The organism is Neomicrococcus lactis (genome assembly GCF_014200305.1).
Classification (GTDB): Bacteria; Actinomycetota; Actinomycetes; order Actinomycetales; family Micrococcaceae; genus Neomicrococcus; species Neomicrococcus lactis.
On sequence record NZ_JACHBL010000001.1, the window covers coordinates 669,668 to 686,596 of the forward strand.

Here is a 16,929-nt window from a genome sequence, read left to right on the forward strand (position 1 = left end):
TTCTGTGTCTACGACTGCAGCCAATTTCGGTGTGGCCTGCAAGCACTGCGGACTCTAGAAAGATCCAAGGATCACGTCCGCCAGTCGTTTCGATACTCGGGATTCCTCAAAGCGCGATGCAACGAACTCCCGCGCTTCAGAACGTCGTGCATTCCAGATGTCTTCGTCACGGGTTGCGGCAATGATCTTGGCGCATAAGTCTGAGGCATCTGAAGCAAGCCAGGAGGCGGGATAAATCAGGTCGGCGCCGGGCCATGCGATAGACAGCGGAACTGCTCCGCGCACGGCACCTTCGGGGAGCGAATAGTGAAATGCCTCGAATTCACTCGTAGAAAGCACCACGCCCTGAAGTTCGTACCATTCAAATAGTCCGTCGCCGTAGGGAACGAAGTTCACGCCGTCTCGGAGCAATGGGCTGGACTCAATCCGGGCGAACTGTTGTTCGTAGTATGTCCGTTCGGCGGTCCGGCGGTTCATCCATTCGTAGCTAGATGGCAGACGTCCCCGAATGTGGAGACGATAACGATCATCGACCGCTCTTAGTTCTTCGAGAGTGTCGAAAGCCGTATGGATAGCCTTATTGACCGGCACCATGCCTACCAAGGCCAGGCTGAATCTCTGCTCTGGCGTCGATGAGAAGTTCTGTGGGGGCACCCCAACCATGTTTGGGACCACGAGTGTCTTTTCGGCCTCGACGACGTGATCGCGCAGAATCTCTTGACGTGCGTGCTCGGCAACGAAAACGAGTGCGCTCAATCGTTTCCAGTCCAGCTGATCAACATAGTGTACGGATCGCTCCTGCATGTGAAAACGCGAGGTCACACGAACGCCTGCCGGAGCGTGCTTCGAGTACCAGGATGCGTTTCCCAAAGTCCATTCGCAGAACACGGCGTCGGCGTGCCGCAAAAGTTCGCGGGACCGCGCTTCGTCATGCCGTGCATGACCCGTCCACTGATCGACTTCGTAATGGACTTCGCGCCTATCTAGTTCGGCCAAGAGTCCGTCTGCAAATTTGAGATCGTGACTTGCAATCACCAGTCGAGGGGACTGGCGAACACTTAGTCGGTCATCCTTGAAGCGCGGGGGAACGCGGAGTTCATCGATCTTGCCAGCGCCACTTTCCAGTCCAGCAAGGGTGAGGGCGGCGAGGCGCTGGGCACGCCCTAGGGCCTTGAGCTTTGCGGGGTTACCTGCAATCGACGCAATTGTTTCGATGTCCTGTGGGTCAACAATTGGCGTTGCGCTGGCCGCGGCAATTTCAGCCCAACCCGGTACACGGGTACGCGTAACGTCAAAGGTCAGCGGCGAGATGAAGAGCTTCGCGAGAGAGAACAACGCGGCACGCTTGAGCGCATCCAGGGGGTCAGGGACCACACTTACGTGTTGCCCTAAGCGGCGTGACTTCAGATCCGAAATGGTCGAGTCACCCGTTCCGACAACCAGCCAGGTGTGCTGCGTCAGCGCTGATTCTAGGCGGATGAATTGGTCCACGGTGAGCGCGCCCGGAGTCTGTGTTGCGTCAGCAGGACCAACAACAGCCAGTACAAGGCCCTCGGCCGGCACCGTTGATTTGAGCGCACGAACGAGCGACTGAGAAGGAGGCAGATCCTGAACTTCTTGGAACAGGTCTATCTGCGAGCTTGAGGAACTCAGATGCTTTCGTAAGCCGATAGGCCAAGCGCTTCGAGGTAAGTCGGACCCTAGGAAACCCGGTAGAACTCTTTCAAGCGGAGAAGACCTCAGTTGCTTCGATACGCGCGAGTACTCGTCAACCAAAAGACGTTTGGTCTTGCGTGACTCGTTTGCCGCGATAGCCGTGACTCGTTGCGTGGCTGATCGTAAGCGGGATGTGAGACTCGTCATCAGGATCAACGAGGAGGTGCAGATTGCCAGTTGATGACTGTGGGCTTGAGCGTTGCTTGCGCTTCCTCGCGAAGAATGCGTGATGCTTTCACTCGATTTCGGCCCATGGCGTTGCTGTACAGCTGATACTTCTCGGTGACTTCTTCAGGGGAGCCGTCCATCAAGAGCTGCCCACGCTCAATCCATAGGACTCGCGAACACATCTGCTGAATGGTGCCTAGAGAGTGTGAGACCAAGAAGACGCAACCGGCTTGTTCCCGGACTTCATCCAAGCGAGCCGCAGTGCGGTCACGGAACTGTGCGTCGCCCGTGTTCAAAGCCTCATCGATGATGAGGATTTCCGGATCAACGGACGTAGCAATGGCAAACTGCAATCGCGCAGCCATGCCCGAAGAATAGGACTTCAGTGGCAAATGCAAGGAATCTTGCAGCCCGGAGAGGTCAATAATGCTCTGACGCTTCTCCTCGACTTGAGCCAAGGACATGCCCATGGCAAGGCAGCCCAAAGTGATGTTGTCGCCGCCGGAGAGGGTGGAGACCAACGCCGCATTGACGCCCAGCATAATGGGCGTGCTCGTTGCGTAGACAGCGCCCTCAGTCGGAAGTATCTGGCCCGTCAGGATCTTCATGAGCGTGGATTTTCCGGAACCATTCGTGCCGATGACACCAATGCTTTCGCCTCGCTCTGCAACAAATGAAATGGGATTCAGTGCTTTGACCTGAACCGTATTCACACCTGATGCGGACCGGAAACGGTCCATCAGGCCTTTCTTCTTTTCTGAGGCGTCTTCGCTGGCTTTGACTGTGTACGTCATACCAGCGCGGTCAGCAACGACGGCGATTTTGGACTGGGAATCCATACGTGATGTTGATTGAGTCATGAGTTCTAGCTCTCCCGCCCGTAGGATTCCTCAGCTCGCCAGAACACCCAGGATCCGATGATGAGAAGAACTACAGTCCAAGCGATGAGCACAAGCCAACGGTTGAGCGCCGGCAGTGTGCCGTAGAGAAGTGCGTCTCGAGCAATCTCTAGAACGCAGTACATGGGGTTTGCGTGCATGAACGCCATCAGTACGGGGTGATCAGCGAAACGGTCTGCGGCGAAGAATACAGCGGACAAGTACAGCCAGATTCGCGTTCCAAACGAAATGATGTGGATGAAGTCGCTAAAGCGAGTGACGATGCGAGCAAGTACTAAAGAGAGCCCCAGGTTAAACAGGAACTGAACAGCAACGAGCGGAATGAACAAAAGCCATAGCCAGGTGATCTTCTCGACCGGGGGAATAGCGAGAATGAGGATGATCATCACCACATAGGCGGGTACATTCGCCATAAATTCACGGAGGTTCGCGGCGACCGGAAGTGTTGCTCGTGGGAAGTTGAACGCCTGAACAACTGACTTGTTGTTGTTGATTGAGCGCGCGCCGCTGATGATGCCCTGCGTGGTGAATCGGAACATGAATGTTCCGATGATCAGATACCCGAGGAAGTTTGGAACTCCGGAGCCGGTTCCCAAAAGGAGTCCGAAGACGAAGTAGTACGTTGCGCCGTTCAAAATCGGATTGAGTACCAGCCATACTTTGCCCAAGCGATCCTCGTCGTGTCCTGCTGCCACGCGAGCTTGCGAATCGAAGTAGATGAATGAGCGATAGCGCCAGATTTCTTTCAAGTAGGCCCAGAAACCGGGGCGTGCACCAACTCGAAGCAGCTTCGCCGGGTCAATCGAGTATTCCTTCACAGACGAGTTTGAAGATGACTCGTCTGGTTGGGAAGTGGTGGGGTCTTGACCCGTAGGACTCATTGATGAACCTTTCACGGAAATGAAACTGCCGCGCAGGCAACAGCCTGATGATTCTATCAGCGGTATGTCATCCGAACAGGGAAGCTCTGGCCTGCTGAGCTATGATCGAGTCGTCGCTTATCACCACTGTAGAGGATGAATCTTGCTCAAAGTCATGCCGATTTATGGCACGCGTCCGGAAGCTATCAAGATGGCACCTATTGTTAAGGCGCTTCAAGAGTCAGAGCACTTTGAGTGCATTGTCACAGTAACTGGTCAGCACCGCGAGATGTTGGATCAGGTGAATGACCTTTTCGGAATCAAGCCTGATCATGATTTGAACATCATTCAGCCGCGCCAGACGCTGAACGGTGTGATGACTCGGACGATCGAGGGCCTCGACAAGCTTTTCGAAGAGGACAAGCCCGACGCAGTCATTGTGCAGGGTGACACCACCACCTCGACGGCTGGAGCTATCGCGGCGTTCTACCGCGGCATTCCAGTGGTTCACGCAGAAGCCGGTTTGCGTAGCTTTGACATCTTCTCGCCTTTCCCTGAAGAGGCGAACCGCAAGATGACCAGCCAGATTACGTCCCTGCACTTGGCACCGACCAGCACCAGCCGTGCCAACCTCGAGCGCGAGGCAATTGACCCCAAGACCATCACCGTCACCGGAAACACGGTGATCGATGCTTTGCTGAACGTGGTAGAGAAGAAGGTTCCATACTCGGAACCAGTCTTGGAAGAGATCGAGGCATCCGGAAAGAAGATTGTCCTCATCACCACGCACCGTCGCGAAAACCAGGGCGAGGCAATGCGCGGTGTAGGTCGCGCGCTCGGTCGCTTGGCCGACGAAAACCCAGATGTTGTCTTTGTGCTCCCAGCACACAAGAACCCAGTGGTTCGCGAAGCAGTGCTTCCGTTCCTCGAAGGCAAGGCCAACGTCACCGTGACCGAGCCTTTGGCCTATGGCGAGTTCACCCGCATGCTGGCCGCGGCAAACGTCATCCTCACGGACTCCGGTGGAGTTCAGGAAGAGGCTCCAAGCCTCGGCAAGCCGGTACTCGTCATGCGCGAGAATACCGAGCGCCCGGAAGCACTCGAGGCCGGTACCGTGAAGTTGATCGGTACGGACGAAGAGCGCATCTTTAGCGAGGTTTCCGCTCTCTTGCACGACGCCGCAGCTTACGAAGCCATGGCAAATGCCGTTAACCCATATGGTGACGGTAAGGCCGCGGCGCGTACCGTTGCAGCGATTGCCGAATTGTTGGGCGTCGGCGAGCGCCTTCCTGATTACGGAGCGTGAAACTTTCGGAGCGTAAGACTCACGGCGCATAAGAGCTCCGGAGCATCGAGCTCCAACATGAATTACGAGTTGCTGTAGCTACTCACCACGAGATCAGAGACTTCGGTCCACAGGGGTTGTGCCCATGGACCGAAGTCTCTGTCCGTTAACACCACGGTGGCAACGCCGATGACTGGATCCACCCACAAGAACGATCCGGACTGCCCGAAGTGCCCAAAGGTTTCGGGGGAGTTTGACGTTCCGGTCCAGTGTGGCGACTTGTGATCACGAATTTCAAAGCCCAAACCCCAGTCATTTGGCTTCCGGGTGCCATAGCCGGGCAGCAGTCCATCGAGGCCCGGGAATTGCACTGTCTTTACCTCGTTGAGCAAAGACGGATCGAGAAGCTTGGGTGCCAAGAGCTCGGAGGCGAAGGCGGAAAGATCGGCGACAGTGGACACGCCGCCAGCTCCAGGAGCGCCTTCAATGGTGGTTGAGGTCATGCCTAGCGGCTCAAAAACGGCCTCGCGCACATAGTCGCGCCAAGGGATCTCAGTAGCGCGCTCAAGAGCCTCAGCGACGTACACGAACCCCTGATTGGAATACATGCGGCGCTCGGCCAATCCATACCGGACGCGCTCGGAATCGAAATCAAGGCCCGCCGCATGCGCAACCACGTGCCGGACGGTAGCGCCCTCCGGGAAGGGGACGGCGTCGTCGTACTCTAAGGCACCCTCTTGGACCGCCAAGGCGAGGGCGTAGGCAACCAGCGGCTTGGTCACGGATGCCAGAGCGAAGGTTCGCTGCTGCTCGCCGGTGGTCTCAACGACCTGCGGGGAGCCGTCCTTGAGGAGGAGCACCGAGGCGGCGCTGTGGTCTACGGGCCAAGTGGAAAGAGCGTCTAGAGCAGTCACCGTTCCAGCTTAGTGCCGGCATCAGTCAGCGCCCGGCCTTGCCGCCATAATGTTGGGCTAGCCGTGCGAATCCTTCGTCAATGCTGACGCGCGGCGACCACTCGAGAAGCTCTTGCGTCTCACGCTGATCAAACCAGTGGGACGTAGAAAGCTGTTCGGCGAGGAACTCGGTCATCGGCGGCTCGTCCTGCACCCAGCCGCGCTTGAGTCCTTGCAACCAAACTTTTTCCACCACGGATCCAGCTACACGCGCCACGCGCCCCGGAACGTTGCGGTGCGGAGCGTCGATGCCCGCCGCAGCACAAATGCCGGCGAGCATTTCGGAGACCGGTCGTGGTTCGCCGTTGGTGATGACGAGCGCGCGCCCGTGCACTACATCCATGCGTTCCAGCCCGCGGACGATGGCTTCCGCAGCGTTATCCACGTAGGTGGTGTCGATGAGCGCCCGCCCGCCATCAAGCAACGGCAAGCGGCCTTGAGCGGCGCGGTCCATGACGCGTTCGACGAGTTGCGTATCTCCCGGACCCCACACGATGTGCGGACGAAGTGCGACGACACGGAGCTCAGGCGAATCCGCGGCTAACGCCTCGAGCTCGGCGCTCGCCTTGGAGCGTGCGTAGAAGCCTCGAGCGTGAACGGGATCAGCAACGTCGGCGCCAACACCTGCAATCGAGGTACCAAGATGCGCCACGGACGGCGAGGAGACGAATACGAGATCGCGGACGCCGTGCTCGCGGCACGCAGCGATGATGTTTCGGGTGCCCTCAATGTTGGTGGAGACGAAATCTGACCATTCGCCGGTGAAGGAGACCTTTGCGGCGAGGTGGATGACGGCATCCTGACCGGCGATAGCTGCAGAGACGGCTTCAGCGTCAGCTACCGAGCCAGCGACAACGCGTGCGGCAGAAGCTCCGCGTGATGGGGTAACGCTGTGCGCTTGCGTCACGCCACGTTGGAAAGCCGTGACCTCGTGATCACGTTCCACCAAGAGCTGCGCCACGGCTCCGCCCAGCATGCCGCTAGCGCCGGTGACAAGGACTTTCACGAGCGAATCCCGCCAGCTCGCGGCAAACGGCGAGGAACTTTCCCTCCCGAGAGCGCTTCCGTGGCCCAAGCGGCAACTGCCGTCCGGTCCACTTTGGAGTTATGACGGATATCGGTGGGAATTCGGGTGGTAACTACAGCGGACACCGGCGCCGGATCCGCGACGTGCTCCGCAATAGCCGCACGAATTTCAGCGGCCAGCGCTGCAGAGGCAAGGCCATCTTTCGCGCCATCAACTTCCACGGCGATCACGAGCGCTTGCGTTCCCGCAGGTCCCACACCCACAGCAGCAGCGCGCTGGACTGAGGGCACACTTTCGGCGGCCAACTCATACGCAACCGGCGTGATGGGCCCAGATGCTGACGTCACCACGTGCTGGAGGCGACCTTCAATCCAGAGGCGAGCTGCGTCGTCGTAATGTCCAACGTCACCGGTGCGGTGCCATCCGGGAATCCGCGCGCTTTCCGCTTGCGTGAGCGCAAGGCGGTCATAGCGCTCCTTGATATGCGGCGCTTGCACCACCACTTCGCCGCTGACGCCTGGCTCGCTAGTGAGCGCGGCCTCGGCGATCTCGGCGTCGGGCGTGCCAAAAGGCAGAATCGCGATGGTGGCGCCGGAAACGGCAGTGCCTACGCAAACACCGTTGGCTTGATTTTTTGAGGACGACGACGCCGCTCGCAAAGCCTGCAGGTCAATGTCCGCGATCGGCAAAGCCTCTGTCATTCCGTAAGGAGTGTGCAGAGACGCCTTCGGGAAGATGGTCTGGACCTTCTCGAGTAGGGGAACGGGGATCGGCGCACCGGCGGAGAGCACCAACTCGACGCCAGGAAGTGAGGCTCCCTGAGCAGTCGCCACGACGTTTTCGAGGGCTGCGGGGGAGCAGAAGACGGCCGTCGCATCGATGGCGGCGACCGCATCGGCGAGGGCCCTGGCGGTCAGCGTGCGCGGTGCGGTGACGTCCATGTCCGGAGTGACGGAGACAGCGCCGAGCGCTGGTCCCAAGAGTGCGAAGGGCGCGAAACCCGCGACGAGACCTGTGCCAGCACGCAAGCCATAGGTCTGTTGGATGGTGTCTCGCAAGCCGGCGAGGCGGCGGTGAGTGTACACGACGCCCTTGGCAGGACCCGTGGAGCCGGACGTGAACAGCACGGCTGCGTCAGCGTCAGGATCGAGTTGCGGAGGCGTCCAGCCGTTCGCGATAGCGTCCTGGCCGCGGCGTTCGAGATCCGCGAGGTCCGTCTCAGCATTGAGGGCCCTGCGCTTCGCCGTTCCCTTGACGCCCTCGGGAAGCATGGCGGCGGCAATCTTGCGACCGGGCCAGCCGAAGACGCGAGCACCGCTCAGTGCACGGTCGATGCCAATCAGGAAGTCCGGCTGGGCGCCCTTGATGGCGCGACCCATGCCCTTGGTTCCCAGGCCGGCGTCGGCGACAACGATGATCGCACCGATTTTCAAACAGGCGTAGACCACGGACGTGAGCTCCGTGCCCGGGGGTACCAGCAGGCTCACACGGGATCCGGGACGGGCGCCGAGTTCGTAAAGTCCTGCGGCGAGACGATCTACCCGAGTGGACAGATCCGCCCAGCTCACTCGCTGGACGTTGCCGTCCGGAAGAATGTCGGCGCAGGCCGTGGTGGTGTCGCTGCTGCGATTTTCCAGCTCGGCGCTCAAGAATCGGAGTGGCTCCTGCGAAACAGGGAACTGCGAGTTCTCACGCGATGTTCCCAGACCCTCAACCCACTCGAGAAGCGGCGTGGCAACGTCCCGATCTTCGGGCAGCATGTGGCTGGCGCCTTCGTAGCGGTGCACCTGCGCGTGAGGAATGCGGTCGATGAGGTCGTTGAGATAGCGATCTGAAAAGACCGGATCCTTAGGACCCCATTGGAAGAATGCCGGAACCTTGAGGTCGCGCAGTCCCTCAGAGACCTCGATGAGCTTCGCGTGGGACGGATGCGCGGGCGTCGCCGGAATGTCGGCAACAAACTGGCGCACCGGACGGCGTCGTTCACGGCCACGGTACGGAGCCTTGTATGCGGCGCGGATGTCCTTGGAGAGCGTGGGCTGCGCGAGCGCGAGCGTTACGTCAATGAACGCTGAGGTGTCCTGAGTTCCCCAGCGGTGAACCGCCGGGTGAAGTGCCAACTGCAGAGCGGGTGGAAGCTGGAACCCAGCGGGATGCACAGCGGTGTTGAACAGTGACACCGCCTGCAAATTCTCGCGGTGCTGGAGTGCCCATCCCAAAGAGATGATGCCGCCCCAGTCGTGGCCGACTGTGACTACAGGTGAGCCGTCGATGCCCAGCGCGCGGCTAAGGTCACCAAGATCGTTGATGCGATCAGGCAGCGTGCGGTCTTGGTGGGTGTCTTCGGAATAGCCCATGTCGAGCTGATCCACGGCGATCACTCGCACGGACGGGAAACGCTCGTTGGCTGCGGCCAACACGGACCGGTAGAGGTAGGACCACGTGGGATTTCCGTGGACACAGAAAAGCGTGACAGAGACGTTCTCGATGGCCTCGGCAGACGCCTGCGCGTGCGTGTCCAGAACATGCCAAAGGTAGGTGGAGTTCTGGGGATCCACACTCGAGGTCGAAGGAACCGCGACGTAGCGATCCCACGCCGGGTTGACGCCAGGCAGATTCACTGAGGGAAGATGCGCGGCCGGGCTCACCAGGCAAGCTCCATCATGGTGGTGTTCAGGCCGGAGCCCACCCCCATGCACAGCACGCGATCTCCCTTCTTGAGAGTCGCAGATTCCTGAGCAAGCGTCATCGGTAGCGAAGCCGGTCCCACGTTGCCCCACTTCGGGAACGTGATGGGAACGCGATTGCGCACCAAATCGACAGCCTTGATGATGGCGTTGGTGTAAGAGTTCGAGACTTGGTGGGTGACGTAGCGGTCCATGTCGCGCCAGTTCCAACCGCTGTCCTGAGCTTCCGTCCAGGCATCCACTACGAGCTTGAGGCCGTTATCCAGCAGGCCCTTGGTGTCGGTGAACATGCCGTTGGGTCCGCCCACGCAGAGTTCGTGGAATTCGGTACCTGCCCGGGACACGCCGCCCACAATGCGGTGAGAATCAGGGTGAAGATCGTGGCGGCCAATCACGGCTGCCGCGGCGCCACTGCCGAGCGTCAACGTGGCGAATTCGCGCAAGTAGTCTTCGCGAGTAGAGGTCTCGCTGTTGAGACGCTCGAAGGTCAGTTCTTGAGTGGGGCGGGAATCTTCGGACGCCACAATGAGTGCGTAGTCGATCTGCCCGGAGTCGATCATGCTGGCAGCCAAGGTCATGCCGTTCACGAAGCCCAAGCACGCGTTAGCCACGTCGAAGTTGATTGCCGAAGACGGCAAGCCCACACCGTGGTGGATGCGCACAGCAACGGAGGGCTCCAAGTTGCGGCGGGTCACCGAGGTGTTGATCATGAGACCGATCTGGTGCGGTTTAATGCCCGCCTTCGCGATCGCGTCCTTGCCAGCCTGAATAGCGCCTTCTTCGAAGTCCACGTCCTCGGGCCACCAGCGGCGTTCGGAGACGCCAGCAACGCGCTCGAGCAGTCGCCTCGAAAGGTGAAGTCGCTTGAGGCTAGGAGCAAGCCGTTCGTCGAAATGGTTCGACGTCATGACAAGAGGAGCTTCGACTGCGCTTACAGAAACGATCGCCGCGTTTTCATGTCGAAACGTCGCATTACCTACCAACAGAGTGCCTCAAATCCGTTTTCGCCTTGCACAAGAGCTTCAGTCTAGTGCTCTTAAAGAGCCCAGCCGTTCTTAACTATGCCCTGTTTGCCCAGAACTTAAAGCATTGAAACGGTGCGGGAGTTGTTGGATTTCACACTGAATTGCTCAATTCTGGGGCGAAATCAAGGTATCTTGATTGCCAATACCCACCGCCAAGAAAGCCGGAAGAGTGCACCTCAAGACCCTGACGATTAGGGGATTCAAGTCCTTCGCTTCTGCGACGACTTTTGAATTCGAACCTGGCGTCACCGCCGTCGTAGGTCCTAACGGCTCTGGAAAATCCAATGTGGTGGACGCGCTCGCCTGGGTCATGGGTGAGCAAGGCGCCAAGCAATTGCGTGGCGGCAAGATGGAAGACGTCATTTTTGCCGGTACGACGGCGCGTGCTCCCTTAGGGCGCGCACACGTTGCGTTGACCATTGATAACTCGGATAACGCGCTCCCTATTGAGTACTCCGAAGTGACGATCTCGCGCACCCTGTTTAGGACTGGCGGATCCGAATACTCCATCAACGGCAATGCGTGCCGACTGCTGGATATTCAAGAGTTGCTTTCCGATTCCGGTCTGGGCCGCGAAATGCACGTGATCGTGGGCCAAGGTCAGTTGGACCGCGTGCTTCATGCGACCCCCGAGGAACGGCGGGGGTTCATTGAAGAAGCGTCCGGCATTCTCAAGCATCGGCGTCGTCGTGAGAAAGCGGTTCGCAAGCTCGATGCGATGCAAACGAATCTGCACCGTGTGGAGGATCTGACCAAGGAAATTCGTCGCCAGCTGGGACCCCTCGGACGGCAGGCTGAAGTAGCGCGCCGTGCTCAAACGGTGCAGTTCGATGTGCGAGACGCAAAAGCACGTTTGCTGGCCGACGACATTGATACTGCCGTCAACGAGCTCATGGACATTGAAGAGCGCAGCCAAGGTGCCGCTCTCGCTAGTCAGGAGCTTGAAGCGAAGCTCCGTGCAGCGCAGGCTGAACTGGAGGCCGCTCAAGCGAAAGTAACTGCGGCGAGCCCAGCTGTATCTTCCGCACGAGCTACCCACGAAGCCCTCAAGGTGCTGGGGGAGCGTTATGCCGCTCTGGTAGCCGTGAGCCAGGAACGCGCAAACTCTTTGCAGCAACAGCAAGAAGCGCCGCGCCGCGATGAGCTCCCACAACTTGAAGCAGCTGTAGAGAGGCTCGTCGCTGAACTCGAGAACCAGCAAGCGGACCTTGAGACGGCGCAAGCGCACCTCGAGTCCATGATTGCGTCCCGTGGTGCGGCTGAGCATTTGGCCGCCGAAGAGGAGAAGCGGCTGACCAATGCGTTGCGCGCGCAGGCCGATCGCCGTGAAGGACTTGCGAAGCTACGCGGAAACCTCGCAGCTATCGAAGGACGCCTGCAAGGAATTACCGAAGAGGAAGAACGCCTCGCGGCTGATGTCGCGGACGCTAATCAGCGACGGGTAACGGCCGAACAAGAATTCCAGGTGCTGGAGAACAGCGCCGTCACCGTGGAGTCCGGCGAACGAAACCTCGACGAGGCGTTTGAAGCGGCCGAAGCCGAATTTGTTGCCATCGATAAGGAACTGCGCGAGGAGCTTGAACACCACACCGCGAGCGAGAAGCAACGCTCTGCGCTGTTGGCGCGTATCGGTGCTCTCGAAGAGAGCCTAGAACGTGCTTTGCCAAAGACTGCTCAAGAGGTCGAAGGTGCTCGCCGGCTCGCAGCGGAGCTGACCGTTACTGCCGGTTGGGAAAAGGCTGTTGAAGTAGCTTTGGGTCCTGCCGCAGGTGCGCTTATCGCGGATACCCAAGCCACTGCGATTGATCACTTGAATCGGGCGACGGCCGATGGCGCGTCAGCAAAGTGGGTTGTTCAGCACAAACCCGCTGAGGGACTCGGCGCGGTATCGGGCAAGTCAGCCACGCCAGAAACGCCGCCCGGTATTTCGCCAGCACTGACTCACGTCACGGCGCCCGCGGAAGTGAGCGGCGTCGTCGTGCTCCTCTTGGAAGACGTCTATCTTGCGGACTGCCTGGAATCCGCCGTGGCGTTCGCAGCGGAGCATTCCGGGGCGCGCGTAGTGACACGCGAGGGAACGCTCGTCACGAAGGCCTTGCTGGCGACGGCGGCCGGGGGAGCGGGAGACGGCCACGGCGCGCTGGAGCTGAAGAACGCCATTGCGGCTTCGGGCGCTGAATACGATTCCGTCACTGCGACTCATGAACGTCGAGCCTTCGCGCTCGCAGGACTCAAAGACCGTCAAGCTGCCGCTCGAGAGCGTCGCGATGACGCGCTGTCCGCACTGCATGAATCAGACGCTGAAATCTCTGCGCTCGAGGAACGGCTTGCCCAGCTGGGTGCCATGATTCGACGCGCCATCTCCGACGCCGAACGCGCGACCGCCGCTCAAGAGCGCAACGCCCTACGTGCCGCCGAGGAACAAGATAAGCACCGCGACATCACCGAGCGACTGGCGCTCGCAGAAGCCGGTCCAGCGGACGATACCGAAGAGCCATCACGTGCTCGCCGTGACGAACTTGCTGGTGCCGCAGCTCAGGCCCGTGCCGCTGAAGTGGAAGCGCGTCTCGCCGTCCGCGGTCAAGAAGAGATCGTGAAGAACATCAGCGGTCGCCTGGACTCCGCGCGCCGTCGTGTTTCTGCCGAACGCATTGCAGCATCCGAAGAGCAACGACGCATTGCCGCGCGCACCCAACGAGCTCAGCGTGCCGCTGATGTTTCCGAAGCCGCACGTGTGATTGAAGAATCCGTGCGTGCCTCCATCGCGGAATCTGAGACCGCGCTCGCAGCAGCGGAACAGACTGCGGCAGCCCAGCAGGCTCAGGTTCAAACCCTGCGTCAACGCGTTGAGGATGCTCGCGCGGAGTTGGCTCAAGCATCGCAGTCCATCCATGCGTTCGAAGTGGACATCGCTCGATTGCGGGCCCGGACGGAGAATTTGGCAGAGCGCGCGCTCGAGGATCTGAGTATGAGCGCCGACTACCTCGTGGACAACTACGGTCCGGAGCAGCTTGTTGACGGCGCACCTTACGTCCGCGCTGAACAAGAAGCGCGGCTCAAGCGTGCCGAAAAGGATCTGGCGTCGCTCGGCAAAGTCAATCCTCTGGCTTTGGAAGAATTCGCGGCCCTCGAAGAGCGACACACATTTATCTCCGAGCAGCTCGCCGACCTTCAGGCGAGCCGGCGGGATTTGCTGGACATGATCAAAGACGTGGACCGGCATGTGGAGGAAGTGTTTGCCGAGGCGTACGCGGATACCGCTCGTGAGTTCGAGCGAATTTTCGCGCGTCTTTTCCCGGGTGGCGAGGGTTCCTTGCAGCTCACGGATCCTGACAACATGCTCACGTCAGGCATTGAGGTCAACGCGCGGCCCGCAGGTAAGAACGTCAAGCGGCTCTCGCTCTTGTCCGGTGGCGAGCGTTCACTGACGGCGGCAGCTCTGCTGGTTGCGATCTTCAAGGCGCGACCATCGCCGTTCTACGTCATGGACGAAGTGGAAGCGGCTTTGGATGATGCCAACTTGGGACGCCTCATCACGATCTTCGAAGAGCTTCGCGAATCCAGCCAGCTGATCATCATCACGCACCAGAAGCGGACCATGGAGATCGCCGATGCTTTGTACGGTGTGTCGATGCGCGGCGACGGTGTGTCTGCCGTGATGAGCCAGCGACTATCCCGTGACGAGGAAGTTTCCGCCTAGGTACTTTCCTGCTTGTGAGCTTTCCTGCTTGTGAGCTTTCCCGTTTACGCGCTCTGACGTGGTGGGGTGCGCACCCAGAACCACGTAGCTGCTCCCGCCAAGGCCAGAAGGCCGGTAATCAGGAAACCGGTGGAGTAGTTGGATGCTTCGGCGATCACGCCCACCAGGATCGGTCCAATAATGGATCCGAAGTCCATGGACATTTGATACATGGCCATGACGCGTCCGCCGTTGCGCTTACTGCTGATGGTGTCAGCCACTGAGGCCATGAGGGACGGATTCATGATGCCTGTACCCATGCCAGCGACGGCGCAAAGCACCACGAAAACAATTTCGTTCGAGACATAGCCCATGGCGATGGTGGACAAACCGCCGACGGCAAGACCAGCCATGATGGGGAACTTACGGCCATAGGTGTCAGAGAGCTTGCCCGAGACAGTAAGCGCGAGGGCATTTCCGGCGGCGAAAATCGCCAATGCAAAGCCAGCGATGGCGTCACCATGCGTGAACGCTTGAGCCGCGAAGAGCGGAATGATGGCCACACGAACGCCGAAGTTGTTCCAGCCGTGCGCGAAGCCGGAAAAGATGGACGAACGGAAGGATGGCACTTGCCATGCCTCGCCCAGCTTCATGATGGTGCGGTTGTCTGGTTCGCGCGCCACTCGACGCTTGCCTACGCCCGCCAAGAAGAAGAACACGGTGGCTGCGGCGATGATGAGTGCGCCGCCGTAGATAAAGAAGGCGAGGCGGTAGCCGAAGCCCGCCAATGCGGCGCCCAGTACGGGACCGGCAATGTTTCCGATCAAGAACGATGCGGAATACCGGCCCGCAATCCGGCCGCGCATGTTGTCGGGAGACAGCCGAGCGATCAAGGCCATTGCCGAGACGGTAAACATCGTTGATCCGACGCCGCCAAGGGCACGGAAGATCATCAGCTGTGTGTATGACTCCGCAAAACCGCAAAGAATGGTGGAGGCAGCTACGATGCTCACGCCCACCACATAAGTCACGGGCTCGCCCCAACGCTCCGTCAACCGGCCGCTCACCGGAGCAAACAGCAAACGGAACAGCGCAAAGATGCTGACGATCGCGGCGGCCGCAGCTGGACCTACGTCAAAGGACGCTGCGAACTGGGGGAGGATCGGCGCAATGATGCCAAAGCCAAGGGCAATGACGAAGGCGGCCACAATAATGACCCGAATTTGCGCCGGAATTTTCTGTTGGGATCCCTGTAAGGATTGGCCACTCGGAGTACTCATCGCTTCGGAGTGTATCCCGTTTATGAGAAGCTGGAACCGTGCCTATGGACCAGTTGATCATCATCATTGTTGTTGCAGCCGTCGTTCTCCTTGTTGGCGTGGGAGCGGCCTTCCTCTTGCGGGGCCGTAAAACTCCGCCCGGAACCTACACTTCTACCCGTGATTCGGACGATCCACCGCTGATCTCGAAGCCCGGATCCGCGCAGGGATCAGTAGATACCCTCGAGCGTCCTGGTGCCCCTGGCTCAACGGACACAATCACCGACGACGGAACGGAACTCGTCGATGATCTGGGTGGCAAGGTTGATCTTGACGTTGAGCGTCCAGCCCCGGTTCTTGGCCGTCTGGCACGCTTACGTGAGCGCCTTGCACGCTCCAACAACGCTTTGGGCAAGGGACTTCTTGCACTTCTGTCCCAGGACAAGATCGACGATGACGTTTGGGACGAAATCGAAGAGACTCTCCTTTTGGCGGACCTCGGAACCGAACCAACCCTCGAGCTCGTTGATAACCTCAAGCGCCGGGTGAAGGTTGAAGGCAGCCGCGATCCTGAGCAGGTGCGTCGCATGCTCAAGGAAGAACTCCTGGCACTTGTGGATCCCACCATGGATCGTTCCCTCGCGGATGATCGCCATGACGGCCGCCCCTCGATCATGATGGTGGTTGGTGTCAACGGTGTGGGTAAGACCACCACCATTGGCAAAGTTGCTCGCGTTCTCGTGGCCGAAGACAAGGATGTTCTTCTGGGCGCGGCTGACACCTTCCGTGCCGCCGCTGCCGAGCAGCTTGCGACCTGGGGTGCCCGTGTTGGTGTTCCAACCGTGAAGAGTGACATCGATGGCGCCGATCCAGCATCGGTCGCGTACGAAGCCGTGAAGGCCGGCATCGACCAAGAAGTCGACGTAGTCATGATCGACACGGCAGGCCGCTTGCAGAACAAGGTTGGCCTCATGGACGAGCTTGGCAAGATCAAGCGCGTCGTCGAGAAGCTTGCCGAAGTCGACGAGGTCCTTCTGGTGCTTGACGCAACCACCGGTCAGAACGGTCTCAACCAGGCCAAGGTCTTCTCGGAGGTCGTGAAGGTTACTGGCATCGTATTGACCAAGCTGGACGGTACCGCCAAGGGTGGCATCGTGGTGGCTATTCAGCGCCAGCTCGGCGTGCCGGTCAAGCTGGTAGGTCTGGGCGAAGGCCCTGACGATCTGGCGCCATTCGATGCTCAGGGCTTTGTTGACGCACTGATCGACTAAGGGTCTGTCGGCAAGATATTTACGGGTGTGGCGTGAGCGAGTATTCGCTCACGCCACACCTCTTTTGTTGACTCAATGAAGAAGACCTAAGCCATAAACA

11 protein-coding genes are annotated in these 16,929 nt (G+C 59.5%); 3 read left to right on the top strand and 8 right to left on the bottom strand.

The genetic code is table 11. The features are described 5' to 3' along the window. Positions 1 to 54: 54 nt before the first annotated feature. The 3 genes from BKA12_RS03090 to BKA12_RS03100 form a co-directional block, all read right to left on the bottom strand. Entirely contained in the window at positions 55 to 1,563 is a 1,509-nt protein-coding gene (locus BKA12_RS03090) for a glycosyltransferase family protein (protein ID WP_183640566.1), read from the bottom strand. Positions 1,564 to 1,868: 305 nt separating this feature from the next. Continuing rightward, a complete protein-coding gene (locus BKA12_RS03095) occupies positions 1,869 to 2,744 on the bottom strand; it encodes an ABC transporter ATP-binding protein (RefSeq protein ID WP_246361592.1) in 876 nt (291 codons plus the stop codon). A gap of 5 nt (positions 2,745 to 2,749) precedes the next feature. Continuing rightward, positions 2,750 to 3,664 carry an ABC transporter permease gene (locus BKA12_RS03100; RefSeq protein WP_183640568.1) on the bottom strand — a complete coding sequence of 305 codons (915 nt, stop codon included), beginning with the start codon at positions 3,662 to 3,664 and terminating at the stop codon, positions 2,750 to 2,752. 142 nt (positions 3,665 to 3,806) lie between these two features. Here BKA12_RS03100 and wecB point away from each other — a divergent pair, with 142 nt between their 5' ends. Further along, positions 3,807 to 4,949, top strand: a complete 1,143-nt coding sequence (gene wecB / locus BKA12_RS03105) for a non-hydrolyzing UDP-N-acetylglucosamine 2-epimerase (RefSeq protein WP_183640570.1) — start codon at positions 3,807 to 3,809, stop codon at positions 4,947 to 4,949. A gap of 62 nt (positions 4,950 to 5,011) precedes the next feature. Here the strand turns inward: wecB and BKA12_RS03110 are convergent, their stop codons facing one another. Genes BKA12_RS03110 through BKA12_RS03125 form a run of 4 tightly spaced genes read right to left on the bottom strand, consistent with a single transcriptional unit; the run spans position 5,012 to position 10,578 of the window. After that, positions 5,012 to 5,842 carry a serine hydrolase gene (locus BKA12_RS03110; protein ID WP_183640571.1) on the bottom strand — a complete coding sequence of 277 codons (831 nt, stop codon included), beginning with the start codon at positions 5,840 to 5,842 and terminating at the stop codon, positions 5,012 to 5,014. Between the two features lie 25 nt (positions 5,843 to 5,867). Beyond that, complete coding sequence (locus BKA12_RS03115) at positions 5,868 to 6,887, bottom strand: NAD-dependent epimerase/dehydratase family protein (protein WP_183640573.1); 1,020 nt, start codon at positions 6,885 to 6,887, stop codon at positions 5,868 to 5,870. Continuing rightward, entirely contained in the window at positions 6,884 to 9,556 is a 2,673-nt protein-coding gene (locus tag BKA12_RS03120; protein WP_183640575.1) for an alpha/beta fold hydrolase, read from the bottom strand. Before BKA12_RS03120 ends, BKA12_RS03115 begins: the two co-directional genes overlap by 4 nt. After that, the gene (locus BKA12_RS03125) at positions 9,553 to 10,578 is read right to left on the bottom strand and encodes a 3-oxoacyl-ACP synthase III (RefSeq protein ID WP_183640576.1); all 1,026 of its coding nucleotides are present in this window, start codon (positions 10,576 to 10,578) and stop codon (positions 9,553 to 9,555) included. Before BKA12_RS03125 ends, BKA12_RS03120 begins: the two co-directional genes overlap by 4 nt. A gap of 211 nt (positions 10,579 to 10,789) precedes the next feature. Here BKA12_RS03125 and smc point away from each other — a divergent pair, with 211 nt between their 5' ends. After that, positions 10,790 to 14,320 (top strand): chromosome segregation protein SMC, encoded by a 3,531-nt coding sequence (gene smc, locus BKA12_RS03130; RefSeq protein WP_183644475.1) that lies wholly within the window; start codon positions 10,790 to 10,792, stop codon positions 14,318 to 14,320. Between the two features lie 44 nt (positions 14,321 to 14,364). On the opposite strand, the gene BKA12_RS03135 is transcribed toward smc, so the two are convergent. Then, on the bottom strand, positions 14,365 to 15,579 hold the full coding sequence (locus BKA12_RS03135; protein WP_183640578.1) for an MFS transporter: 1,215 nt from the start codon (positions 15,577 to 15,579) through the stop codon (positions 14,365 to 14,367). A gap of 44 nt (positions 15,580 to 15,623) precedes the next feature. Between BKA12_RS03135 and ftsY the strand changes: the two genes are divergently transcribed. Beyond that, positions 15,624 to 16,829 carry a signal recognition particle-docking protein FtsY gene (ftsY, locus tag BKA12_RS03140; RefSeq protein WP_183644478.1) on the top strand — a complete coding sequence of 402 codons (1,206 nt, stop codon included), beginning with the start codon at positions 15,624 to 15,626 and terminating at the stop codon, positions 16,827 to 16,829. Positions 16,830 to 16,929: the final 100 nt, after the last annotated feature.